The sequence below is a fragment of the Nitrosospira sp. Nsp2 genome (assembly GCF_003050965.1).
Taxonomy (GTDB): domain Bacteria; phylum Pseudomonadota; class Gammaproteobacteria; order Burkholderiales; family Nitrosomonadaceae; genus Nitrosospira.
Genome location: NZ_QAOU01000001.1, coordinates 179602 through 204940 on the forward strand (window position 1 = coordinate 179602; position 25339 = coordinate 204940).

At 56.2% G+C, this 25339-nt stretch carries 20 protein-coding genes; 7 read left to right on the plus strand and 13 right to left on the minus strand.

Annotation, left to right across the window (positions count from 1 at the left end):
* Window positions 1-167 precede the first annotated feature (167 nt).
* Window positions 168-722 carry an acyloxyacyl hydrolase gene (locus C8R31_RS00790; RefSeq protein ID WP_107692188.1) on the minus strand — a complete coding sequence of 185 codons (555 nt, stop codon included), beginning with the start codon at window positions 720-722 and terminating at the stop codon, window positions 168-170.
* A gap of 299 nt (window positions 723-1021) precedes the next feature.
* Between C8R31_RS00790 and C8R31_RS00795 the strand changes: the two genes are divergently transcribed.
* Window positions 1022-2539, plus strand: a complete 1518-nt coding sequence (locus tag C8R31_RS00795; protein ID WP_258192472.1) for a cytochrome P450 — start codon at window positions 1022-1024, stop codon at window positions 2537-2539.
* Between the two features lie 106 nt (window positions 2540-2645).
* Here the strand turns inward: C8R31_RS00795 and C8R31_RS00800 are convergent, their stop codons facing one another.
* The 4 genes from C8R31_RS00800 to C8R31_RS00815 form a co-directional block, all read right to left on the minus strand.
* On the minus strand, window positions 2646-3638 hold the full coding sequence (locus C8R31_RS00800; protein ID WP_107692189.1) for an isoaspartyl peptidase/L-asparaginase family protein: 993 nt from the start codon (window positions 3636-3638) through the stop codon (window positions 2646-2648).
* A 167-nt stretch (window positions 3639-3805) separates the two neighbouring features.
* A complete protein-coding gene (locus C8R31_RS00805; RefSeq protein ID WP_107692190.1) occupies window positions 3806-4861 on the minus strand; it encodes a hypothetical protein in 1056 nt (351 codons plus the stop codon).
* A 172-nt stretch (window positions 4862-5033) separates the two neighbouring features.
* Complete coding sequence (locus C8R31_RS00810) at window positions 5034-5636, minus strand: SagB/ThcOx family dehydrogenase (RefSeq protein ID WP_107692191.1); 603 nt, start codon at window positions 5634-5636, stop codon at window positions 5034-5036.
* Between the two features lie 29 nt (window positions 5637-5665).
* Complete coding sequence (locus C8R31_RS00815; protein ID WP_146164517.1) at window positions 5666-5854, minus strand: hypothetical protein; 189 nt, start codon at window positions 5852-5854, stop codon at window positions 5666-5668.
* Window positions 5855-6042: 188 nt separating this feature from the next.
* Here C8R31_RS00815 and C8R31_RS00820 point away from each other — a divergent pair, with 188 nt between their 5' ends.
* On the plus strand, window positions 6043-7440 hold the full coding sequence (locus C8R31_RS00820) for an alkaline phosphatase PhoX (RefSeq protein ID WP_107692193.1): 1398 nt from the start codon (window positions 6043-6045) through the stop codon (window positions 7438-7440).
* Window positions 7441-7508: 68 nt separating this feature from the next.
* On the opposite strand, the gene C8R31_RS15895 is transcribed toward C8R31_RS00820, so the two are convergent.
* The 3 genes from C8R31_RS15895 to C8R31_RS00835 all read right to left on the minus strand — a co-directional run bounded on the left by C8R31_RS15895 (window position 7509) and on the right by C8R31_RS00835 (window position 10083).
* Window positions 7509-7661 carry a hypothetical protein gene (locus C8R31_RS15895; RefSeq protein WP_181320326.1) on the minus strand — a complete coding sequence of 51 codons (153 nt, stop codon included), beginning with the start codon at window positions 7659-7661 and terminating at the stop codon, window positions 7509-7511.
* 391 nt (window positions 7662-8052) lie between these two features.
* Window positions 8053-9438: a CAP domain-containing protein gene (locus C8R31_RS00825; RefSeq protein WP_107692194.1), complete on the minus strand. Its 1386-nt coding sequence runs from the start codon at window positions 9436-9438 to the stop codon at window positions 8053-8055.
* Between the two features lie 324 nt (window positions 9439-9762).
* The gene (locus C8R31_RS00835; protein WP_107692196.1) at window positions 9763-10083 is read right to left on the minus strand and encodes a hypothetical protein; all 321 of its coding nucleotides are present in this window, start codon (window positions 10081-10083) and stop codon (window positions 9763-9765) included.
* A 255-nt stretch (window positions 10084-10338) separates the two neighbouring features.
* Between C8R31_RS00835 and putA the strand changes: the two genes are divergently transcribed.
* Window positions 10339-14007 (plus strand): trifunctional transcriptional regulator/proline dehydrogenase/L-glutamate gamma-semialdehyde dehydrogenase, encoded by a 3669-nt coding sequence (gene putA, locus C8R31_RS00840; RefSeq protein ID WP_107692197.1) that lies wholly within the window; start codon window positions 10339-10341, stop codon window positions 14005-14007.
* An 18-nt stretch (window positions 14008-14025) separates the two neighbouring features.
* Here putA and C8R31_RS00845 read toward each other — a convergent pair whose 3' ends face one another.
* A complete protein-coding gene (locus tag C8R31_RS00845) occupies window positions 14026-14493 on the minus strand; it encodes a putative molybdenum carrier protein (RefSeq protein ID WP_107692198.1) in 468 nt (155 codons plus the stop codon).
* A gap of 174 nt (window positions 14494-14667) precedes the next feature.
* Entirely contained in the window at window positions 14668-14922 is a 255-nt protein-coding gene (locus C8R31_RS00850) for a DUF504 domain-containing protein (RefSeq protein ID WP_107692199.1), read from the minus strand.
* A gap of 481 nt (window positions 14923-15403) precedes the next feature.
* On the opposite strand from C8R31_RS00850, the gene C8R31_RS00860 reads away from it, so the two are divergent.
* From C8R31_RS00860 to C8R31_RS00875, 4 genes are all read left to right on the plus strand, one after another.
* Window positions 15404-15610, plus strand: a complete 207-nt coding sequence (locus C8R31_RS00860) for a hypothetical protein (RefSeq protein WP_146164518.1) — start codon at window positions 15404-15406, stop codon at window positions 15608-15610.
* Window positions 15611-15612: 2 nt separating this feature from the next.
* On the plus strand, window positions 15613-17100 hold the full coding sequence (locus C8R31_RS00865; protein WP_107692201.1) for a tyrosinase family protein: 1488 nt from the start codon (window positions 15613-15615) through the stop codon (window positions 17098-17100).
* 606 nt (window positions 17101-17706) lie between these two features.
* Window positions 17707-18084 (plus strand): hypothetical protein, encoded by a 378-nt coding sequence (locus tag C8R31_RS00870; protein WP_107692202.1) that lies wholly within the window; start codon window positions 17707-17709, stop codon window positions 18082-18084.
* A gap of 396 nt (window positions 18085-18480) precedes the next feature.
* Window positions 18481-19413: a YihY/virulence factor BrkB family protein gene (locus C8R31_RS00875; RefSeq protein ID WP_107692203.1), complete on the plus strand. Its 933-nt coding sequence runs from the start codon at window positions 18481-18483 to the stop codon at window positions 19411-19413.
* A gap of 21 nt (window positions 19414-19434) precedes the next feature.
* On the opposite strand, the gene C8R31_RS00880 is transcribed toward C8R31_RS00875, so the two are convergent.
* The 3 genes from C8R31_RS00880 to C8R31_RS00890 are packed head-to-tail and all read right to left on the minus strand — an operon-like array spanning window position 19435 to window position 25272.
* Window positions 19435-20577 carry a glycosyltransferase family 4 protein gene (locus C8R31_RS00880; RefSeq protein WP_107692204.1) on the minus strand — a complete coding sequence of 381 codons (1143 nt, stop codon included), beginning with the start codon at window positions 20575-20577 and terminating at the stop codon, window positions 19435-19437.
* A gap of 1 nt (window position 20578) precedes the next feature.
* Window positions 20579-21382 carry an amidohydrolase family protein gene (locus tag C8R31_RS00885; protein WP_107692205.1) on the minus strand — a complete coding sequence of 268 codons (804 nt, stop codon included), beginning with the start codon at window positions 21380-21382 and terminating at the stop codon, window positions 20579-20581.
* A gap of 29 nt (window positions 21383-21411) precedes the next feature.
* The gene (locus tag C8R31_RS00890; protein ID WP_258192474.1) at window positions 21412-25272 is read right to left on the minus strand and encodes an NAD(P)-binding protein; all 3861 of its coding nucleotides are present in this window, start codon (window positions 25270-25272) and stop codon (window positions 21412-21414) included.
* Window positions 25273-25339 lie beyond the last annotated feature (67 nt).

Here is a 25339-nt window from a genome sequence, read left to right on the forward strand (position 1 = left end):
CGCATATCGCCTCGGACTATCGCATCCCGAATGAGGCCGCTGCAAAGAGAAAACTGTGATTAATGCGCGGGTAGAAAAAGTACTGGCCGGGCGCTATTTCCGGCGCATGTTCCGCGAGGGGAGGGTAATCATTTCCGGGGCGCGCGATTTAAAGTAAAGGTGGCGCGTCAGAAGCGGTAGCCATACCGTACGCCCAAGGTATCCATGCCCTCGTTGGCGTCAGCAAGGTAAGCGTTGGAGATATGATCGAAGTATGCCGATAACGCACTTTTGCCGTCGAAACGATATCCAATTTCAATCGGTATATGAAACAGAACCCTTGACCCGAGAGCCTTCCTGTCGTTGTGCTGTAAGTGAAGATCGCCGTTATGAACCGCACCGCCCAGTCCCACACCGAGGAATATTCCGCTGATGTGTTCATATTGCCAACGAAGGCCCGCGTAGAGCTTGGAGGTGTCGCCAGCCGTATTCACCGAGCCGCCAAAGGCGGGACGAATGGCCCCTCCAAGAATTTTTATCTGAGGCGAAAAAAGCGCTTCGAGATTAACATCCACCCCGCTTTCGCGGCGGAAGCCGCTCCACAAACTACTGGTATCGTGGTGCAGCACCCCGAGCTTGACTTCATGCAGCCATGACGTTGTTCGCCGTTCATCTGCGTAGCCGGCAGACGAAATAACACAGCCAACGCATAAAACCAGCACCTGCCGAAGATGTGCGTACATTACCTATCCTTTCAGCTCTCAGAGGGTAACCCTGCCAATAATACTGGCCAGTGTGCCCCCCGATTCAAGAAGGAACTTCAAAGCTGGTCCGGTTTAGTCGCCGCCCTTCAGTACTTCCTGTTACCGGATCTCTGCTACGCGTTACTTTTATTCCCCTGGAATTACAACTGCTCGTGTTCGAAAACCGACATTGCCGGCTAGCTAAGCCCCATTCTCTTCTTCAACATTATCACGGTTCGAAAACAAGCTTCCACTGGCGCCTTTGCGTCTTTTGGTATCCAAGCACTTGCCGAGGCTTGATGGCTTTCAATGTCGGCTATACTAATTTGCCGCTGAAGGGCAGCAGAATAGCGAGAACTGGACAAGAACCGACAGTGAGTTGGCTTTTGTTTGGCTTATTGCATCTGATTGATGCATACGCTGAATTGAATGCTAATGAAACCGTCTTGAAATTTCCAACTGTATTGACGATGCCACATAACAAAACAGTTCCACAGGTCAAAGGCGATTTTCTGCTGGGCAATTTAAGCCAGATGATTGCGAATCCGTTTCAAGCGCTTTGTGACTGGCAGCGAGATTATGGTGATCTGGTCAGCTTCAGGTTAGCTACCCGCCAATTTTATTTATTCAGTCACCCAAAACTGATCGAACAAGCCTTGATCAAGCAAAGAGATGTTTTTGTAAAAATCTACAATCCTGACAAACCAACAGGTCTGGCATTGATTTTAGGTCAGGGATTAATAACAAGTCAGGGAGATTTGTGGCAAAGACAACGGCGGTTAATGCAGGGGGTTTTTCAGAGAAGCAACATAACCTCGCTGCTGCCGCAAATCGCCACCGCTGGCAATAATATGTTGGATCGATGGCGGCAACTAGGTGGTGGTGCACAGGTTAACCTCTCTAGTGAAATGACGAAGCTTACGTTAGAAGTCATCACCCAGACCATGTTCAGCACCAGTGTGCTCGACAAAATTGAACGTATCGCTCCATCTTTGGATACTTTGCTGAGGTATGCCGCTAAAACCATCGTGAGTCCTTTGACTCTCCCGTTGTATGTACCAACGCCGGCCAATCGAAAATTCAGAGAGGCATTGGGAATAATTGATGACGTCATTTACGGAATCATCGAACAACGCCGCAAGACATCATCGGCGCAAAATGACTTATTGGATATGCTGTTAAAAGCACGCGATGACAGCAGTGGTGAAAAGATGACTGACAGGCAGATTCGTGATGAAGTTATCACCATTTTCAGCGCAGGGCATGAAACCACCGCAAATTTATTGAGCTGGACCCTATATTTGCTGGCCCGGCATCCCGATGTTCTCGCCAAACTGCATGAGGAACTGGATGGATTGCTGCAAGGAAAAATACCGAATGCAGAAGATTTGCAGCAGCTTGTTTATGCCAGAGCGATACTCAACGAATCGATGCGCCTCCGTCCCCCTGCCGGCATTCTGCTGCGTAAGGTTAATAAGGATACCGAGGTCGATGGTTATTTTTTAAAGGCCGGAAGACCCGCAATATTCAGTATTTTCAATCTTCATCATCACGCCGAGTTTTGGCCGCAATCCGAGCAGTTTGACCCCCAACGGTTTTTAATACCCGAGAATCGGAGGTTCTCGTTTATGCCTTTCGGGACAGGGGAGCGAAGCTGTATCGCTAGTCATTTTGCATTACTGGAAGCCCAGCTTTTGTTAAGCATGATAGTTCAGCGCTGCGATTTACAGTTGCTCGACAAGGATGAAGTCGAGGTTGAAATGGCGGTAACCCTGCGACCCAAAGGTGGCATTCCAGTCCGAATAAAGTGGCGATGAATCTATCTTCAGTTTGTGGCTCTACTATACAAAAGCTGTTGAAGGTGTTTCGTTTTTTTTTGACGAGCTCCGGCCTAAACTCTGCTTTTTCATCCTGGGTAGTAGCTCATTCGAAAATCTCCACCCGCGCGATGCCGTCGCTGCCGATCGTGCCGCGGAACATGCCTCTGGTGTTGAAACGCATTGCATAATTGCCTTTTGCATCGAGCACGATGAGACCGCCATCGCCGCCAATAGCGGCGACTTCCGCCAGCGCGTTATCCGCCGCCTCGATGATCGGAAGGTGCAGCAGCCGCATCTGTGCCGCTGTGTTGAAGGCCGCACAGGTACGGATGAACATTTCTCCGCTGCCGGTGGCGGATACCGCAACCGAGCGGTTGTCCGCATAGGTTCCGGCGCCGATGATCGGCGAGTCTCCTACCCGTCCGAAGCGCTTGTTCGTGAGCCCGCCGGTCGAGGTGCCGGCCGCGAGATTTCCCCGGCGATCCAGCGCCACGGCACCGACTGTTCCGCGCTTTTTATCCGTCTTTTCGTCCGCGTCGGGCTGGGGCGTGTCCGAAAGCGCGTCATGGTCTTGGAGGAGGCGTTCCTGAGTGATGGCTTTTTGCAACTGATTCCAGCGGAACTCGGTGTGGAAATAGGAAGGATCGACGATCTCTAGGCCCTTCTCGGCAGCGAAGGCGTCGGCACCGTGGCCTATCAGCATCACGTGCGGGCTTTGCGTCATCACGGCGTGGGCGGCACGGATGGGGTTGCGTATCGTCGTGACCCCGGCAACGGAACCGGCCATGAGCGTGGAACCGTCCATGATTGATGCATCCAGTTCGATGCGGCCGGCATTACTGAATACCGCGCCCTTGCCGGCATTGAATAAAGGCGAATCCTCCATTACGACGATCGCTGCAATTACGGCATCGATGCTGCTGCCGCCCGCTGCAAGCACTGAATAGCCAGCGGTTAGCGACTGCTCAAGTACCTGCGTATAAGCGTGTTCGCGTTCCGCTTTCAGCCGGGCGCGCGTGATAGTGCCGGCGCCGCCGTGAATTACTAGCCGGATGGGTGAAGTTTCCCCACTGGGCGTGTTTGTCTGTACTGTCACGTGTTGCTAAATGTAAGGGTAAAGGAAAGTTACTGTCGGGGTTTCGGGAGGATTCGTGAATGTATCAAACTTCGAAATGGTAGCACTGGATGCTCAGAATGAGCGAACCATAACATGGTCGCGCGAAACATCAGGAATGTCTAGTGAAGGTAAATGATTGGGAATGTTCAGGGGGCTGGCAACGAGCATTCGATCCCGTTCTCCATGCTCTTCATGAAGGCGCTCGCGGCATGGCCGGTGATGTCGATCCGCTGCGTGCGATTATGTAACGTGAGGCCGAAGCCGCCGCGTTCTCTTTCCGTGCCGTCGTGGGTGCATTGCAGCCTGAGCAGGTATGCCAGACCGGTGCAGATGCACTGCCGGTAGCGTTCGGCGCGCTCATCATTTGAGGTGCGTGTGAGCGCATAGGTGTCGTTGAGGCCCTCCAGCGCGCAGGCCACTTCCACCGACACTTGCGCGGCTGGGTCGCGCTCGACGTTTTCGTAGAAGCCCCGCTTGATGATCTGGTCGTGCATGCGGCGGACGTAGTAGGCAACGTCCTGTTTGATACCAGCGCTCTGAGTACACTCGAACAAGAGGCGGCAGGCTTGGGATTGCCAGTTGGCGAAGAAGACCAGCATGTCCTCCGTTACGAGCGCGCGTCCGAAGTAATGCGCATCATAATAGGAAAAGGCGCGTTCCACGCTTTGGAGGTACCGCGTGTCCTGTAACTGCCGGTACGTTTCCAGAAGGGCGAGCATGGCCTCGCCGGCGTACAGTTCCTCTCCATGGTCGGGCAGGTCGCGGAAGTACACTTTATACGAGCCGTTCGGCCTCTGCTGCCGGAGTATTCCCCCGGCGAGGGCGGCGACTTCCTGCGTCCTGCGCGGCGACGGGGCATGCAGCAGCGCCAGGGTCATGAAGGCGCTGTGGGCGATGCACGAAGGCTCCTCCAGGCCGCGGGGGTCGAGGATCAGGTACTCGCCGTGTTCCACGAGGTAATCACCGTAGTGCCGCAGCGACTTCTCGATCAGTGGTCGAAGTTCATGCCTGTTCAGGAAATCGCTGAGCACTTCCACGTCCCACACAGTGGCAATGTCCCGGATGGGGGATTTCTCGCGGACGAAGTCGTTGGCCTGGGGGAGGTAGAGGTACTCAAACATTGCGGTATCCGGATTGACCATGCCTTGGTACCACCGATAGACGAGCCCCAAACGCTGCGTCAGCAACTCTGCCGTCTTCATATCTGTCTCTCCAGTCGTCAAAGACGGCGGCGTTCGAGGCTGCTCCATGATCGCTGGCGCGCCGCTGGCCACTGCCGCTGGCTTCCGCATCTCTAGCGCCTAGCTCCTCGGTAGCACTCCACCAAGGGTTGAGGCGCGGCAGGGTCCTTTGCACCAAAGCAATGCAAACTCGTCAGTTACGCGGATAACCCACCGGCAAGAGATAAAGGGGTGTCTGATCCCCGGCGAGTTCTGTAACCGAGGCTACGCGCTTGTCGTCGAAGGCTCCCACCACAGCCGCGCGGAGATCCAGGGTGGCCGCCATGAGCAGGACGTTTTGGGCCACATGCCCTGCCTCCATGTGCACGTACCTGATGCCGCGACGGCCATGTTTCCAGGTGCTGTGCTCGTAGTTGGCGGCGATGATGAGGATCAGGGCTGCATCTGCCAGCCAGGCCTGGCCCAGCGCCCCAGCAGCCAGCGCGGCCCTGCGGTCGCCCTCCGCCACGCTTCTTATTGCGCCGTCAATGGGCAGATAGCGGTAGATGCCGGGTAGAAGTTCGTTCACGTCGCCCGCCGCCAGGTAAATTTCCATGGGATGGAGTGCTCCGGCCGACGGGGCAGTGCGCAAATCATCCGCGTTGCTAACGCCCTGCGCCGCCCATAGCAGGCTAGTCGCGTTGGCCAGGGTTACTGAGCGACGCGCATATTTTCGCTCACAACGGCGCTGGGCGAGCAGCCGTTCCAAAGGCTGGCCCGGGCTGGGTTCGGTCTGGGGTAGTCTGATGAGATCCATGATTCGATCTTTAGTGATGACATTTCAGTCTAGACGAGGAGAGTGCCGACGGCAAGTTGCCGGTCGCGCCGGGCGAGCATCAGGGGAAAGCCCGATAAAACCGGCCTCTTATACCTCGTCGCGCCTTGATTCACAGCATAGGCTGACAGCTGGACCGCTACCTGTACCAAATGGCCTATGGCAGCGTTGATCCGCGAAGCCTCTGTCGTCATATCCACGAGTTATATTTTTCCCCGTACCCGCAAGGCTAAGCTACCCGGCTCACGGCGGTGCAGGAAATCGGCATGGCGCAGTTTTCTTCAAAATATGCTCAGATAGCCACAACAAGCCGGAAAAGCCGCAAACAGCCGCACAGCGGTTGGGGTACGTGACCAAAGCTATTTCTTAACTCAATTGGGGAGTTACCATGTTTAAACGTAAAAAAACGAGCATTCTTGTTCCAGGAGCACTTGTGGTTATGGCCGGGATGATGCAAGCCACGGAAGGCACGGCCGCGCCGACTTCTTTCGACAATTTCACTCCGTTAGCGAGCAGTGTGCCGCCGGGCTCATTGCCAGAGTCGGCCCCGTTCCAGTTATCCGCGCCTAATTTCTCGCAGGTCCGTATCGCCGATCGCACCACCCAGCTTGGCCTCGGCGAAGCCAACACGGGTAGCTGGGATATGATCACCGCGAATGAAACTGGCCCTAACGCCGGCCGTTACCTCTTTAGCCCATTTGAAACCTCGATGGCCGGGGTGCATCGTACCGATTTAATGACAGGGCTAACGAAGACCATCGTTGCGCCGGGCACGCAGGGCTTTGTTTCAGGTGACGCCTCCCGCTGGGCGCCCTGGGGCGGGCTCTTGACCGCCGAAGAATCCTGGGGGGGCGGTAGCACAAAGGGTCGTCTGTTTGAAGTGACCAACCCCGTGACCGCGACCGGCACGAGCGACGCGAATTTTGTAAGCCGATCCATCCTGCCGCATGTATCGCATGAAGGCCTGGTTTTCGACAAGAACAACAGCCTCTACTTCATCGATGAGCTGAATGGCGGCAGTATCTACAAATACGTCTCTGCTAATCCGAATGCCACCAGCGGTAACGACTACTTTGCGGCCGGACAGACGTTCGGCATGCTGGTCAATGGCGGTGGTAATGCCAACGCTGTAGGTGCAGTCACTTGGGCGCCGATAACCAATACCTCTGGCGGAGCCCTTGCCGGGGTATCCGTCATCAACGCCGACGGCAGCATTGATGGGCGGTTAACAGCCGACGCGGTGAAGGGAACCGACTACCAGCGGCCCGAGGATATGGAGATCAAACCCCTGGCCAATGGGGATCAAATGATATTTGTCGCGACCACCACGACGAATGAGATCTACTCCATCAATTTGGCTTCCAACCAGGTGAACCTGTTCGCGAGTCGCGGCACGACCGATGAGGCTACGGGCGTGGCAGTCGGCACGACGCTGACCAGCCCGGATAACTTGGCAATAGATGGCGCTGGCAATATCTATATTGTCGAGGACCAGCCCGGTGGAGTCGCTGACATCTGGTTTGCCCGCGATACCGGGAACGATGGCGTGGCCGACTCCTTGGGACGTTGGGCCTCCATGTCCACGATTGGGGCCGAACCCACGGGTCTTTATTTCGACAAATTCAATTCCAATGTCGCGTATGTGAATGTCCAGCACCCGGATAGCCTGGCGGACAGCACCATCATGATCTCCGCCGTGCCTGAGCCGGAAACCTACGCCATGTTGGTGGCGGGTTTGGGTCTGCTGGGAGCGGTAGCGCCTCGCAGAAAGATATCCGCGAAGTAATAAAATTAGAGGAAAACAAAATGCAACGGTAGCGAGCTGCCGTTGCATCTCAGCGGCAGGAAGGGCTGTCACACACCCGCCCATACCTCTTCGTCATCCTCATCTTCGTCGTCGTCTTGCTCCTTGCTTATTTTGCTCTCTTCTGCCGCTTCTACCTCCTCTTCTACCTCTCCTTCTTCCTCTTCCTCTGTTTTGCTCCACTCATCATTTGCGAAATTCATTTTTACCTCCCCTCGGTATCCAGGCTTGCTTAGTCGAACGCCAACCAGGAATTGTAGAAGCGTCCTATTACAATTCTGCTACACGGGTGGCCTCATCCAGAAGTATTGGGCGATCGCCTTCGTGGCTGATCTGCGCTCGCGCCCGCTGCTCTATAAGGCCTTCACCGCTCGCATCGCGAGCCCTGCTGGCCGGATGCTATCTGTGGGCGTCGCGCCGTAATGTTTTCGCTTGTGCACAAAAAAAACCACCCGAGGGTGGTTTTTAATTTGGAATGGCCGGAGCGAAGATCGCAAACTTCATCTCGCCCCGGCGTTTTCCCGGGCAGACTGGCGGCGTTACTGTCGTAGGGAACCGTTTGGTGGATTACTCAAACCTCCAGTTCCACTTTGATCAGATAACGTAGAAATCCGCGTCGCTAAGATTAATTTCAGCCGTCAGTTGGGCGAACTGCTGGGCGGCCGCGCCACCTGTGCCGTCGGCATCGTAATACAGTCCGCCGGTATCCGCGTCGTATATTATCCGATCCGTGGCGTCGTGCGCTGCAGTACCAATATGAAAGGCTGATGCACTCAGGTCACCGCTGCGCAGACTGGTAAAGATGCCGTTCTCCAGGTAGATCATGTCCTCACTGGTTGAGTAGTCCGTGATCGTATCTACCGCTCCGACGAAGGAGGCATTGAACACGAACGCATCTTGACCCGTTCCACCGGTCAAGGTGTCTGTTCCCGCGTTACCCCACAATGTATCGTTGCCGCTGCCACCATTAATGCTGTCGTTGCCGGAATCGCCATACAGCCTGTCACGCCCGCTACCGCCGTCGAGTTTGTCGTCTCCGGCTTCACCGTAGAGCCTGTCGCTGCCCTCGAGGCCCGCGATCACGTCGTTACCGGAGGTCCCATCCAGAGTGTCGCGTCCTGCCGTACCGGAGATTGTGCTGGACCCGGGTATCGTTGGGGTTGTAGGGGTTGTAGGGGTTGTAGGGGTTGTAGGGGTTGTAGGGGTTGTAGGGGTTGTAGGGATGGTAGGGGTTGTTGGGGTCGTTGGCTCGTCGGGCGTGGTTGGTGTGCCGTTGCCGCTCCCGGCATTGACGAGATCCAGCTTTATATTCTTGCTGCCAAGACTGACCTGTTTGGTGGTGGCAACTCCGCTGCCGGAAAAATTGACCGTGTAGCTTCCGGCCGCGAGCGACAGTTCATAGCCCCCCGCGCCATTCGTGGTGGTCGTCGTGACGGCGTTGGTCGCATTGTTTTTTGCGCTGACCGTGATATTTCCCAGCCCTTCACCGATGTCGTACCGCTTGTCGCCATCCGAATCGCCAATGGCAACGCCGGTCACAAAAGAATTCGATCCGCTACGGCCGAAGTTTTGCGTAACGAACGCGGCCTCGTAGGTACGGTATTGTCCAACCTCGAACCCTACCCCTATTTCGCGGTAGCTATCATTCAACAGGTTGGCACGATGTCCGGGCGAATTCATCAGGTTAGTGTGTAATTGCTCCACTTCATTTTGCAGGCCCGCGGGCGAACGGGTGCTCATCCAGGCGATATTTTCAGCCCAGCCGCTAGGGGAGTACCCAGCGGCCTTGATGCGGGCGCCGGGATCGGATCCGCCTGCGCCAGTGTGGGAGAACGTGTCTGTCGAGATCATCCAGGCACTATGGTTTTCAGCCGACTCATTCAGGTCACTGTCGGAAGCAAGAGGCTGCGCGCCAACTTTAGCGCGATCAGCGTTGATGAGTTCAAGCATATACTGCTCATAGGCGTTGACTTGAGACATAAGTAAAGCTCCAGTTTATTTCGACGTGCGAAGTTAAAAGGATGAGCGTTGTAGAACAAGCGCTCGTACTGCGAGGGGAAATACAGAGAAGCTGTGCACAAGCTCTAATTAAGCACAGCAGTACAATTGTACCAGAGGTTGAGGTACAGTCCACCTGGAAAAGGCCTGCAAAGAGGGTTTTTTTCGGTCTTTCATGGCTGGCGGACGTGTTATTCCCGCATTTGGAGCCAGAGCGAAGGTGGGTTTTGGGGATGGGCGGGAGGATCGGTGACGGGCCGCTTATGCGGCCCGTATTGTGCGATTAGGGAGGGGTTTGGCGAAGGTTTAGGCGGCGGCCTCATAGCCGCTATGGGGGAACGCGAGGGAGTGCGTGGTAATACCGAGAATTTTTTTGTAGTTGAGCACGGCTTTTCTGGTGTGGACGACACGAAGCGCTGTCCACCCAAAGGTCATGCCAAGCAAATACATGCCGGTGCCGGAGTACAGCAGATTTATGTCGCCGTCATGGTTCTCGACCGCATTGATTATTTTCCAAAATGCCAGGTCATCTTCCTCGTTCCAGGCTTCATCTCCTGTTGCCCTGATCTGGTCTCTTAATTCCTTTTCTTCCGCTGACAGGTCCCACGCATCATTCTCGTAAGTCATTTTCTACCTCCATATTGATTGGTCACATTTTCCCTGGGTCCATGGATTCTAGAACCGGCCTGTTACCTGCCTATTACAGTTCCGCGACATCATGCGGAAAAGGAGTCCGCAGGATGCTCCTCGAGGGACTCGACACGGTGATTTATCGGGGGTGTGAAAAAAGGGCCATTAGCTGAACTAACCGGCGAGCTACGCTTTCAAACTTCGCTGATAACACCTGCTGCCAGAGCAGCCACCCGTTCCTGATTTGCTACAATGATGGTTACGCTCCAATCCGAGCCCCTTGCTCCGCAGCCGCCATTACGCGCTGCGATCACCAATGCCTACCGGCGCGATGAGGCGCAAAGCGTGGGCGAGTTGATGACCTGGATGAAATGGCCGTGGCAGAGCCGCTGCCATGCGCAGGAGCAGGCGCGCGAGCTGATTGCCGCCGTGCGCGGAAAGCGCACACGATCTTTCGGGGTGGACGCGTTGTTGCACGAATTTTCGCTGTCCAGCCAGGAGGGTATTGCGCTCATGTGTCTTGCGGAGGCGCTGCTTCGCATTCCGGATCGGCAAACCGCCGACGATCTGATCCGCGACAAGATCAGCAAGGGCAACTGGCGTGCGCACCTCGGGCACAGCCCCTCGCTGTTTGTGAATGCAGCGTCCTGGGGTCTGTTGATTACCGGCAGGCTGGTGTCGACGCATGGTGAGGGTGGATTGACAGCCGCGCTGACACGTCTGATCGAAAAAGGCGGGGAACCTCTGATCCGCAAGGGCGTCGACCTTGCAATGCGAATGCTGGGTCAGCAGTTTGTGGCCGGCGAGACAATCGCTGAAGCGCTCGAGCGCAGCCGCGAGCCGGAGGCGCGCGGTTTTCGCTATTCATATGACATGCTCGGTGAGGCGGCCCTGACCGCAGCGGATGCCTCCCGTTATTACGCATCCTACGAAGATGCGATTCACGCGATTGGCGAGGTCAGCGGGGGGCGGAGCATCTATACGGGACCCGGGATCTCGGTCAAGCTTTCCGCGTTGCATCCTCGCTATGTACGCGCCCAGCGTCAGCGTGTGATGGCCGAGCTTCTGCCGCGGCTGAAGTCGCTGCTGCTGCTGGCCAAGCGCTACGGCATCGGGCTGAACATCGACGCCGAGGAAGCCGACCGCCTGGACCTCTCGCTGGATTTGCTGGAAGCGCTTGCGCTTGATCCGGATCTGGCCGGATGGGATGGCATTGGCTTTGTTGTCCAGGCGTATCAGAAGCGTTGCCCCTTCGTAATAGACTGGATAATTGACCTTGCGCGCCGCAGCGGTCACCGGATCATGGTCCGGTTGGTCAAGGGCGCATACTGGGATGCGGAAATAAAGCGCGCACAGGTCGACGGGCTTGACGGCTACCCGGTCTATACACGCAAGGTGCACACCGACGCTGCCTATCTGGTTTGTGCGCAAAGGCTGCTAGGCGCGCCGGATGCGGTGTACCCGCAATTCGCAACGCACAATGCGCATACGCTATCGGCGGTGTATCAGATGGCCCGGGACGCAGGAAACGATGACTACGAATTTCAATGCCTGCACGGCATGGGCGAGACGCTGTACGACGAGGTGATTGGCGTCGATCAACTCGCCAAGCCATGTCGTGTCTATGCGCCCGTCGGCAGCCACAAGACACTGCTTGCCTACTTGGTGCGGCGCCTGCTTGAGAACGGCGCAAACTCGTCATTCGTAAGCCGGTTGGTGGACGAGAATGTGAGCGTGGATGAATTGGTGGCTGACCCGATCGCGCGGATCGAGCAGGAGGGTATGAGTCCCCACCCCGCCATTCCGTTGCCGCGCGACCTGTACGGGGCCGAGCGCACGAACTCTGCCGGTATTGACTTGAGCGACGAGCACGTGCTTTCCGTGCTGGCCTCGGAATTGGCAGTGGCGGAAGAAAACGAGTGGCGCGCCGCGCCAATTCTGGCTGACAACAATTGCAGCCGCTCGGAAGGCAAGCAACTGCCTGTTATCAATCCTGCAGACCACACCGACCAGGTAGGAGTGGTGATCGAGGCGACTGAAGTCGAAGTGGGGGCGGCCCTTGCGGCTGCGCAGGCGTTCGCGCCTGAGTGGGGATCAGCGCCGTTGAATTTCCGCGCGGAGCTGCTTGAGCGTGCGGCCGACCTGCTTGAGGCGCACCGCGCAGTGCTGATTGGACTGGCCGTGCGCGAGGCGGGAAAGTCCCTTTCGAATGCAGTTGCGGAGGTGCGCGAGGCGGCGGACTTCTGCCGTTATTATGCGCAGCAGATGCGCAGGCAGTTTGCGGATGTCGACCAGCCTGAGCCACTTGGGCCGGTGGCGTGCATCAGCCCGTGGAATTTTCCGCTCTCGATCTTTATAGGCGAGGTGAACGCCGCGCTTGCCGCCGGGAACACCGTGCTTGCAAAGCCGGCCGAGCAAACCCCGCTGATCGCGGCAGCGGCGGTAAGGTTACTGCATGAGGCCGGCATCCCGCGCGCGGCATTGCAATTCCTGCCCGGGGGCGGCGAGACGGTTGGCGCGCAGCTCATCGGCGACGCGCGCGTGCGCGGGGTGATCTTCACCGGCTCCACCGAGGTTGCCCAGCTTATCCATCGCGCACTCGCCAAGCGCTCGCATGGCGACGAAATTCCGCTGATCGCCGAGACCGGCGGTCAGAACGCCATGGTGGTCGATTCGTCCGCACGGCTAGAGCAGGTCGTGCAGGACGTGCTGGTGTCGGCTTTCGACAGCGCCGGGCAGCGCTGCTCGTCGTTACGCGTGCTGTGCCTGCAGGAAGACATTGCCGATAGTTTGCTGCCGATGCTGAAAGGCGGTATGCAGGAACTCACGCTTGGTGACCCGGCTCGTCTGGCGACAGACGTTGGGCCAGTGATTGACTTGCAGGCGCGGAAGACACTGCTCGCTCATATCACGGAGATGCGCGCGGCTGGCCACGAGGTATTCCAATTGCCGCTGCCGGGGAATTGTGCCAGTGGTACCTTTTTACCGCCTACTCTGATTGAGATCGCGGACATCGGAGAACTGGAACGCGAGGTGTTCGGCCCTATCCTCCATGTGATGCGCTTCCGCCGCGAGGCGTTGGACGATCTGATGAGGCGTATCAACGCAGCGGGATACGGACTTACGCTTGGCGTACACAGCCGGATCGACGAAACGATTGATTTTGTCGCGGCGCACGCGCATGTGGGAAATATCTACGTTAACCGCAATATGATCGGCGCGGTGGTGGGCGTGCAACCCTTCGGCGGCGAGGCTAAATCCGGCACCGGGCCGAAGGCTGGCGGACCGATTTACCTGCACCGCATGTTGCGGCAAGCGCCAATATCGCTTGCCCGCATCGGCGTCAACGACCGGGGCGCGCACGAGCCACCTGTCCCATTGCAGGCGCTTTCAGGCTGGGCGCAGCAGACCGGTCGCCGGGCGCTCGCCGAGCTTTGCATCGATTACGCCAACCGTACGCCGCTGGTGAACCGTATCTCCCTGCATGGTCCGACGGGCGAGAGCAACACGCTCACCTTCGCGCCGCGCGGCGAGGTTGCCTGTGTAGCAAACGACGAGGCCACACTGCTTCAGCAGATTGCCGCCGCGCTGGCGACAGGCAATCGCGTGCTGCTTGCAGACGGATCGGTAACAACCGCGCTATTGGATAAGCTGCCCGCCGCGGCACGCGAAGAGATTCGGATCGACCCAGACTGGACTCGGGCGTCCAGCCCCGCCGTGGCCGCCGTGCTGCACTCCGGCCGGGCGGACGAGGCGTGCCGGCTGCGAAGCGAACTCGCCGCGCGCGATGGGCAATTGGTGCCGCTGATACTAGCAGACGATGGGGGTTTCTTGCTGTATCGGTTGACGGTCGAGCGTGTGGTAACAGTGAATACGACCGCTGCCGGCGGCAATGCCGCCCTGATGATGCTCGGCGCTTAGGGTTTTGGCGCTTCTCAGTCAGTCACGTTCAACATTACTGAACACCTCGTCCAACACCTCGTGAACAAACGCTTCTATGTTTTTTGCGCTTGAACCGCGCGACCCCGCCACATTCAGTATCCGGATTGAATTTGTTTGCAGAAAAGTCCTGATCCATTCGCGCCAAGAAGTACATGGATAAACGTGCAGATAAGGCCGGCTTAAATCCCGGGCGCATTCCTGCGTCCAGAGCGAGCCGCTGGTGAGCTCTGGCGTCGGGGTAATAATCAGCGTGCCATCGCTATCGCGCACGTTCCATTTGGTACGTTGTCGATAATTGCGCCCTGGGGTTTGTCGCAAGGCATATCGCTCCGGAATCTCTCCGTCTTCCGCCCGCCGCCCAGCCGGGCACCAGCCGCCATGTTCAATACCGTTATCGATGGCCCAATCAAGCGCGGCCCGGTCGGTTCCGGTTTGGCCGCCCGAGACAACTTTATGGATCGCCATAGTTATTGAACATCCGAGCAATCCGGTTCACGGAGGTGGGGGGCGGTTGAATTAAAGCCTCAATATTGAAGGTATATGCTTTTAATCATCCTGTTAAGATGGCAATTTGAGCTAGCGCCGCCTGATGGATAGGTTTGGCCACGCGACAGGTTTCTGGCGCTGTCTCTGCCGTTATTAGGCGCCTCTGTGCCAGATCAGTTCACCGTTCTTGTAGACTTCCCTTATCCGATGGAGGGGAACCTCACGAATTGCGCCATCGGGGCCAATGTACTGAAAGAAAAAATGGTTGCCCGGAGTGAGCTGGACCTGCTGTAACGGAAGCTGGATAATTTCCCCGCTTACGCGGTCGTAATATCCGATGAGAAAATCGCCTTCCGCAAATGTATCATCCCAGCGAATGCGATTGAGCAGTTCCTGAATGGGAATCATGTGCTTCCTGCTGTCGTCCCTCTTTTGATCTTCGCCGTGCCCCAACTTTGATGATAGATTACATTTCCGACCGACGTGACAGACGTTATTGCGGGCTGGATTGAAAGAGGCTGGCATGCATGAAATCGATGGTTCCTGCGGTGAGGGCAGCGGTCAACTGCTGCGTGCAGCGGTGGCACTGCCGCGATCGTTGGCCGCTTCGTCCATTTGCGCAATATTCCGACTAAACGCTCCAACCCTGGTCTGGCGCCACAGCATCTCTTCGCGGATAAGGCGGTCGCTCGCTTTGCGGCGCCGAAGTCGGAATCGAACACATCAGTTGGTAATAAGAATACTGAAATAGACTATAGTGAAGCATGATCCATGAGGCAAGGCGGGTTGTTTTAATGAACCTGGAATTCAACACTGCGAGGAAAAAATGGCGGAGCAACGGGAAAATTATAAAGGGCGCGAAATCGTACTCCGATCAGGAGCGGACGCGGTGGCAGCGCGCAGCGGAGACGCGCAAGTTTCTGGAGAACGCGGGGCGACTGCAGATGAGCCTGAACTGACCATCGACGGAAAACGCGTCTTCATGGTGCGTAATTCCGCAGGCGCATATATCGCATCGGGCTTTGCTTTCGACCCTCAGCCGTCTCCCTTGGATTTGGCCAAAAAGATCATCGATTACCAAGAGGCAGGAAGATAACCATGGGTATCCGGAAAGACCAGTCCAGCTTGACTCCAGCTGAAAGATCAGCCTTCGTTGGCGCGGTAAAAGCGCTGAAGGCAAGCGGCGCATACGACGTGTTCGTGGCCCAGCATCGGGCAGCTTTTCTCGCCGGCCCTAATGATCCCGCCCATGGAGGACCAGCCTTCCTGCCCTGGCACCGGGAATATCTTCGTCGGTTCGAACGCGCACTCCAGGGAATCGACCCGAGTGTTTCCCTGCCGTATTGGGACTGGACAGTCGATAGAACACCCACCGCCTCAATTTGGGGTTCGGATTTCATGGGCGGCAATGGCATGGGCGGCAACCAGCAGGTGACCACAGGTCCATTCGCCTTTGCTACCGGCGAATGGACGCTTACCGTTCTAGACCCGGGCGATACCACTCCCTTTCTTACGCGTGCTTTCGGAGCCATGGGATCTCTCCCCACCCAGCAGGCTGTCAACGCCGCCAAAAGCGTGGTGCCGTACGACTCGCCACCCTGGAATGCCGGTAGCAGCGTGAACACAAGCTTTCGCAACCGGCTGGAAGGAGTCATTCATAACCCGGGCCACATGTGGGTCGGAGGATCCATGATGGCAATGTCGTCGCCCAACGATCCCGTGTTCTGGCTGCACCACTGCAATATCGATCGGCTGTGGGCTGAATGGCAAACGGAGAATCCTGGCCGGATGTATCTCCCCCCCAGTGGAACCCCGGGCGTTGTCGCCGGCCACGGGCTGGATGACCCCATGCCGCCGTGGAACAATGAAACATCGCCGCCCACGCCCCGAAGCGTGCTCAATCATCATACTCTCGACTACTCCTACGACAATGAGGCGCCGACGACACCGGAGAACGTGCAACTTACCATCGATGCCGCCCCCGTTTCCGCCTCGATCGGCCGTCCGGGCGAGGTCGATATATTTACTTTTAAGGTGGCCTCGCCAGGTAGCTACATTGTGGAAACGCAAGGTACTACTGACGTGGTGATGGGGCTGTATGGTCCAAACGATGAGGACATGTTTATCACCGAGGACGACGATGGTGGGGCAGGGCAAAATTCCCGCATTGCTGGAGACTTGTCGTCAGGTACCTATTACGTGCGCTTGCGTCACTACAGCAGTTCATCCATTGGAAACTACAGTATTTCTGTAAGCGGCTCCGGAACTCAACCGAATATACCGACCATCGAGGTGAACGGTCCGGCGATAAACGGAGCGATTACCGCAGGAAACCAGCGGAATACATACACATTCACGAGCGCGAGCCCCGGTAGCTATACCATTGAAACCGCTGGCAGCACCGACTGCTTCGTCACATTGCATGGTCCCGACAACCCGAATACCCTCATGGCTCAGGATGATGATAGCGGTCCGGGAACAAACTCCAGGATCGTGGCGGACCTCGGGCCTGGGGCTTATTTTGTCCAGGTCAGGCATTACAGCCCGGAAGGCACTGGCGCTTATAGCATTACCGTTAAAGGCTGAGGCGGCCGAAAGATTGGGATGCGTACTCGAAGTCATCGCTTGGGAAGTCCGTCGAGACAGGGGTTGGCGCTCTGTGCAGAAGGTTTGTCATGCGTTAGAAGCATTACCTATTTCGTCTTCGCAACGACGTTTATTGCTGGATGCAGTCCGCTGGGATCTAAACCGGATCAAACGGAAAATAGCCCGGGAACGTACTCCATTTCGACTATCTATGACGGCAGCCTGGGGGGGAGAGAACAGGCTTCCGAGTGGCTGGCTATCGACGCCAAAAACCTATGCAGATCACCGTATAAGCTGCTCTCGGAAAAAACCTTTTCAACCGTAAATCATCTTGGTGAAGTAACCTCTTCCCGTCTCACATGGACCGTTAGTTGCGAGCCTCCCCCCGAGGAGGCGCCCGAGTAGACTCATCTACGATTCGCTGCGACCTTCGAGGACGCGCCTCCCTTTCTCCTTCCCGTTACCCGGCTTCCCCGTGTGCGCGACGCCGGCGGCCCGACGGCATCGCTCGACAGCCCATTCCCGTGCGCTAGCGCACCGAAAAGCGGAGGGCGTCCGCGTATAGTTTTTGCACAGCGATATTGCTGCGCAGATTAAGGAGCCATCATGACTACTTCATCGAAATCCAGAGAGATAGTGCCGGATACGGTTTCGTTCGCTGTCGGGCTGACCTTCAGCATCGCAGGATTGCTCATGGTCCTCGCTGCACCCCTGGTTTATGCCCAGAGTGCGCCGATGGGAGATTCCGGCGCGAGCAAGGCCCCAAGTGGGGAGTATAAGCGCGGCGAGACACCCACCGGCCAGGAATATGGCGTTATCAAAAAGGGTGAGCCTCACAAAAGTGACGCGGCTGGAAAAAAATCGGATCGAAGTGATCATAAGCATCATCATAAAGGGGACGCAAAACCGGACGGCGGCCTTGTCGACAGAGATAAGCGAGAAACCCACGAAGGGTCCGGCCCTGACCCCTTAGGCCGGTATTAAGCGTCAGGCTGTTTGTCAGAGTTTAATCAAGGCGGCCTGCGGGCTGGAACTGCGCGATGACTGACAGATCTTCATTCTCCCATCGCGGGCAATCGAGCTAAGGACCGGGCGACGCGCGCACAGCACTGGTGCTGCCGTCGGAGCGGTTCCTACTTCAGGAAGCCTTGCACTCGGAGAGCCTGCTCGTAAGTGTGAAAAAAAAGCGGCCGCGTTTTAATTAGCGCGAATACCGACGCGACCGGATTGCCTATCCTAATTATCTGGAATTTCCCGTTGTTCTCCCGACGATAACAATGATGGACGAGGTGGCGGTATGGCTGGGTAGCGAGTTGGCAGACTGGATATCGGTATCTCAGCTTGGTTACGGGGCAAAAGGAAAGGGAAAAGGAGGGCTTCATGAGAATTCCGCATGTGTGGAGTCTGGTCAAGACAACTTTTTCGTCCTGGCTCGATGATTACGCCCCGAGCATGGGGGCGGCGCTAGCCTATTACACCATGTTCTCCATTGCGCCACTGCTGTTGATTGTCATTTCGACCGCAGGCCTCATCTTTGGCGAAGACGCGGTGCGTGGGGAAATTTTCGGGCAACTGAGGGGTTTGATGGGCGACGAAGGAGCCCGGGCAGTACAGAGTTTGCTCGAAAGTGTCAGCGCTCCTGAAGAAGGAAAGGCCGGAACGGTCATCGGGACCATCCTGCTGCTAATCGGGGCAACGACAGTATTGAGCGAGCTCCAGGACGCTTTTGACCGGATCTGGCGTGTTCCCGCCAAAGACAAAAGTGGCGGTGTATGGGGAGTGATCCGTTCGCGGCTGCTATCCTTTGGCATGATACTTGGCATCGGTTTTTTGATGATGGTTTCCCTCGTGTTCAGTGCGGCAATGGCTGCGCTTGGTAAATGGTGGGGCCCGTTCTTTTCCGACCTTCAGGTTATTGTGGGCGCGGTCAACTTTGCTTTCAGCTTTGTGCTTGCTTCAACGGTTTTTGCAATACTTTACAAGTTCATGCCCCGCGTAAGGATTCTCTGGCGGGACGTGTGGGCCGGCGCTGCGGTTACCGCACTCCTGTTTACCATCGGGAAGTTTCTCATCGGTCTCTACATCGGGAAGAGCGCCATCAGCTCTGGATTTGGAGCCGCAGGATCGCTGGTAGTGGTGCTGGTATGGGTGTATTACTCTGCCCAGATCTTTTTGCTTGGAGCCGAATTTACGAAGGTGTATTCCCAGGCTCATGGATCGCGTAAGAAACAGCCGTTGCCGGAAGGTGAAGAGTACCCACCGAGCCATAGGAGAACCCCAAAGGGAGAGCAGCTCGACCGGCTTTTTCAGTGAACATTCACGCTACATCGAGCATCACACCTGTCCGACGTTCAACTCGCTATGATATCCCGTCCGAATCAGCGAACTCAGTAGTTCGCCGGTGTGGTTAACACTTTGGCTGAGCTCGAATTTTTCTTTGACCCGTTTTCGGGCTGCTTTTCCCATCTCTGCCCGTGCTGAAGCATCGGACATCAAAGAAACGATGTTCGCTGCCATTCCTTCCGAATCGCCCACTTTGTTCAGCAACCCCGTACGTCCGGCCTCGACGATATCAACGATGCCGCCGACGTTCGTGGAGACCACGGCTAGTCCCGAAGCCATCGCTTCCATTAGTGCCAGAGGCATGGCTTCAGAATACGAAGTCGATACCACGACGTCGAGGGAGGCATAAACTTTGGGCATATCACTTTGAATGCCGGCCATATGGATGACGCCGGTCAAGCCGAGATTACTAATATCTTCCACCAGTTTTGTCCGCATTGACCCTTCGCCCACGAGAACAAAGCGGCAATTTTTTAGCTGCTTGTGGACCATGCTGGCGATGTGCACGAATACATCCGGTCCTTTTTCCGGAGAAAGCCGGCCGATGAACCCGATGAGCGGAGTGTGCGGAGGGATGTTCAGGATGGAATGGAGATAAATCGCCCCCGCAGTGGGATGGAAAACCCTGGTATCAACGCCATTCGGGATAAAGCGCAGTTTGCTGGCGGGGACGCCCAGACTGAGTGCGTGAAAATAGGCGGTTTTCGCTACCACGCTGATATGGGTCTGCGCGATTTTATGGACTTCCAGGTCCCGGATACTGAGATAGCGGCCGTGTATGGTGGCTAGCGCAGGTGTGTCAGTGAGCTTGCTGAGGATACCTGCGAGCGAATGGGCATTAGGAAGATGCGCATGAATGACATCGATCGACTCCGCTCGAATAAGGCTTACGCCCAGCTGGATGGATTGCCAGTCCGGATCATCGGCAAATGGAGTTATGTGAACGCTGCATCCGATCTCCCGCAATGACTTAGTGATATCACTTTCCGCGACGCAGAGGCATGTGACGCGAAAGCTGTCGCGCGGCAGTCGCTGCAGGAGGCGCAACACGTAGGTTTCCATGCCGCCCACGATCGCCGCTCCTAGAATTTGCAGAAGATTGATCGGACGATCCCCGGTGGAGATTATTTTCATCTCACTTCACCCCAAGCCAGGCAGCGGCTGTTCCTCCCATTATTCTTTGGCGACTTTTCCGGTCGATGTCGAGCTGATCCAGTAACGCTGATACGTCATCGACTCGACTTTTGATTAGCTTGCCGCTGCAGGGCAAAAACACGTCACTGCCGAATTGCAGTAATCCAGGTGTCAGGACGGCGATCGCTTTTTTCAGGACTTCCAGCCGGTAGGCAGGAGGCGCACCGAAGGAAATGTCGAAGCGGAACTGGCTATTATCAGGCGCGATGCCGTTGATAAGGTCAATTAAACCGACCGCGTTGGCCTCATCAGACCACGGCCACCCCAGGTGGGCCAGGGTGACCCGCAGGTCAGGGTAATTGCGAATGGCTTCGAAAAAAACCGGACGGCAATAACGACCCGATTTTCCGTCAATAAAAATACCGCTATGAAACAGGATGGGTATTCGCAGTTCAGATGCGGTTTCATAAATTCGAAGCGCACATTCATCGTAGGGATACCATCCTGCCGGGACCATTTTCAGACCGCGCAGACCAAGCTCATACGCGTCGCGCAAATCAATCGATGCGTTGTCAAGCGCCGGGTTGACTACCGCGAATCCGATCAATCTATCGTCGTGGCCGCCAATCAACCGGGCAAGGTAACGATTGGCGGATCGCAAGGAGTCGCCGTTGTGCATTGAGTAGCAGCCACTTAGAAAAGGTGCGAGGACGACCGCCTTATCGACCCCTGCTTGATCCAATGCCCACAGCACATCGTCCGCTTTTTCCTTACCGGAGCAATGGATGTGGGCGTCTATGATCATGTCACCAGCACGCCCCGTTCTTCTTACAGTCAGCTGACATACATTTTTTCGCGTGGCCTAACCTGTTTGACCATCTCCGCCGCTTTTTTCCCGGCCAGGAATGCGTGGTCGGAGTTGTAGTATTCCCATTCGCTGTAGCGACCCGACAGGACGATATCCTGCTCCAAAAGCCATTTTTTAACAGTTTCGACACTCTGTTTACGGACGTGATCATATACGACATACGCATACGGCATGTCGACCAGGTTGGACGTGATCAGTTTGTCGTCGGGTGTCAAAAGGCCCACCTTGATGCAATCCTCCATGCAGCGATCGATCAATTCCTGGCCATCGAATGGAAGAGGTTTTGCCGGCGAGTAGGATATTTCGCAGGTGAGACCGAACCCGCCGGGCGGATTGCACTCGGGACTGGCGTTGCCTTGAAGGAAGATGCGGTGGAATATCGTATCTTCCGGATAGTAAATCCAGTGCTTTTCCGAAATGTTTTCGCGACCGATGCCGAGGTTAACGCAACGCACGGATACATGACGTAGCGCGGCGGCGGCTTGTCGGATTGGCTGCGGTGCTTCGTTACCCATGCGCCGGATCAATTCCGGCAACGGCATTGTACTGATCAGATTTTCATATCGGTACTGGCGGCCATCCGCAAGCGTAACCACATGCTTCTGGGGCGAGACGCTTACTACGTCGGCGCTGAGTTCGACGGCTCCCTTGATATGCGGCAAAAAGCCCGACATCATGGCTTGAAAACCGCCTCGTAGCGGATAGCCGAAGCGCGCGTTCGGACCCATCGGCTTTGCGACTGGCTGAAGGGCGCCGTCAATGATTTCTTCGAGGTCCGGTAAAGGCACTCTTCCACCCAGCCAGGAGGTCTCCATCTCCGTCAGGGGAACGGTCCAGAGCTTCCGGTTGTAGGGTATCGCAAAGTGTTTTGCGATACCCGCGCCCCACATTCTGTATATGAATTCCTCGAAGTTCTCGGGCCGGTTTTTTGCACTCGTCATCTCCTGTCGCAGAACTGTTGTGCCAGACTCGGGCACCGTTCCGTCAGCGCAGCAGTCTGAAAGCACGGCGGCTGCGCCATCCACGCCCTGGCAGGCAGCGGCATTTTTCGGACCCTGATTTTTCAGAGCGCCATATCGTGATTCCATCGCCCCGACGATGCACTCCTTGATGACGTCCGGAGGCAGACCATACAGAGCGCCCTGGAAGGGATAGCGCGTATGCACCCCTTTGCTGTATACCCAGGCTTCGCGGTTTTGCCAGTGCACATTGTTGCCGAGCAGGATTTTATAGAGCTGCAGCACATAGGGATCATTTGAAAACATGATGTGGCCCGCATGATCAAAGGTGAAGCCTTTATCCTCGATCGAGCGGCACCAGCCTCCGACGGACGAGTTTTTGTCCAGCAAGAGGGTGTCCTCGTCGAGGTGATAAGCCGCGCTCAACCCGGTCGGCCCCCCGCCGATGATCACGCATTTCCTGTTCTCCGCCGGTTCCGGCTGAATTTCGCGTTGCAGGAGCGGTTGCGGCTTGCTCTGCGCCCGTGCTGCGCTTAGCGATGTTTCCTTTTGTGCATGCGTGTGGTGTATCAGTTCGTGCATTTTTTCCGCTGTGGTGTTCCAGGATGTTTCCGATACCAGTTCCCTCATCTTGATAACGTTCCGCGTGTGCTCCTCCGGAGTGGTCAGTAACGCGTTTTCACAGGCCTTGATAAAAGCCTGCGGCGAGTCCGCGATCGCCACGACTTCCCCATACAACTCCAGCACGTCAACGATCGGCGTGCTAACAATGGGTAACTCGGCGGCCATATACTCAAGGGTTTTAGTGGGACTGATGAAGCGGGTCGATTCATTCAATGCGAACGGCAGCAGGCACACGTTCCAGCCGGCTAGAAATTGGGGTAAGGCTTTGTAGGGCTGCTGGCCCAGATAATGGATATTATGACGTTTGGGCAATGCGGCCGGGTCTATTTTTACCACTGGGCCCACCAGCAGGATCTGCCATTGGGGGTGTGCCTCGGCCAGTCGGTCGATCAGCTCGAGATCGACCCGTTCATCAATTACTCCATAGTAGCCAAGCCTTGGGCCGGGAATATTCTCGTGCACCGGATGAATGTTGCTGCGATCGAGCGCCTGTTCAAAATGCACCAGATCAACGCTGCTGGGAAAGCAATGCACATTGTGGTGTCGTTCCCGCTTTGCGCGATACAGGCTCGGGCCGCCGGTAAACACCAGGTCGGCCACTTTGAACAACGCATTCTCGCGCTGAAGCATCTGCTTCGGAGGGTTTTTAAACGCGGCGAGTTCGTCCATGCAATCGTACACGACCAGGGAGGGATCCAATTCATGTAGTAACGGCAATGCCATCGGTGTATAAAACCACGCTATATGCGGATGGTCATTCGCCACGAACTGCCGCATCAGTTTAATCAGGTGCGGCAGTTGCTCGTCATGGAAACCAGGGGCGGCGACCGGCGTATGGGGTTTAAAAACCGTAATGTGCGGCGCGGGCGTGGAGGTTTCGAGGAAGCTGTCGTGCTCGTGGAAAACGGGTTCCTCAATGAACAGAATCTTGTAGTTTTCAGCCATCCGTGACAAAAGGTGTTGGGGTCGCTGATACACAAAGTCCCAACGGAGGTGAGAAAAAACTATAATCGTGGTCATTGCGGCTCCTTGGATAGTGGTTGAGGCTTTAGTTTTAAAATATTGATCAGAAAAGCTTTTTATCACGCGCTGAGCGTCGCGCAGCCCTGCCGCGTAGGGTTGCGATAGAACACGTTGGTAAGGTTTTTCTTCCACACCATGAATGTTCACTTCCCACAAACCGCTCTTGTGCCACCGATGCGTATCCTCCCAATCGGGCCGGTCCACTATCGGATACAGGCAAATCCCGTGTAGCTCGACACCGTGCTGTTGAGCCATTACTGCCTCGCGGGCTACTTCCTTGATCCACGCGCCTCGGCCACTTCCGACGTGGCTGGTTTCGGCCAGGAGCATCGGGCGGCGGTAGCGGCAGTACACTTCAGTCAGCAGGCTATACAGCGGAACGCGGTGGGGGTGGCCCAGATGCCACCATAGGCTGCGATTGGTATTGCCGTCGGTCTGCCACTGGTTGCTGTGATAATAGTTCACGCCGATGAGATCCAGGAATTGCGGGGCGCCACCAAGCTCAGGCTCCTTGCGGCCGCTGAGCATATCCCACGCCTCAAATTGAGATTCCCTTTGCATTGCTGCGTAATCGCCGAGATCCGGTCGATCATGCGGAGCAATCACGTGGATCAGCGGATCGCAATGCAAGATACGTGCGGAGGGATTGACTTCCCAGATTACTTCGCAGCTCTTCAATGTGGCGCGCACAAGCTGGCGTTTCATTTCCATGCCTTCGTCGCCGCGTGGATCGAGGCACATAAACTGGAGTTGCGCGCTGGCCCAGCTGGCAAAAGAGATTTCGTTGATGGGCGAGTAGATACTGGTAGCGTGATGTGCGGAGCGCGATTCGATATACTTGACCACCCGATGACAATAGCGGGCAAACCGGTCGATAAATGCGGGAGAGTATACGTCGACATCATCCGGCCAGCCGTAGTGGCATAATGTCCAGATAACCTGCAACCCAAGCTCGTCGGCCGCGCGAGCGCGAGTTTCGATGGATGAGAAATCGAAACGTCCGTCCTTTTCTACCAGGCGCCAACCGACACTTTCGCGCACAGTTCTGATGCCGAAATTGTTTAACAATAAATAGTCGTCATATGCGAGCGTCGCATGCTGCGTGATATCGTTCATCGATAGTGGCATTCCAGCGCTATTGATGTGATCGGCGCCTTCATAACCTGCCTGCCAGTAGGATGAGAAAATTTCGTTGTACGTTGCCTTCATCGGTATGGCCATGAAAAGGCTGCGCAGCCATGGACTGCGAAGAGCCTGGTGGATAATCCGCTGCAATGATCGAGGTTTT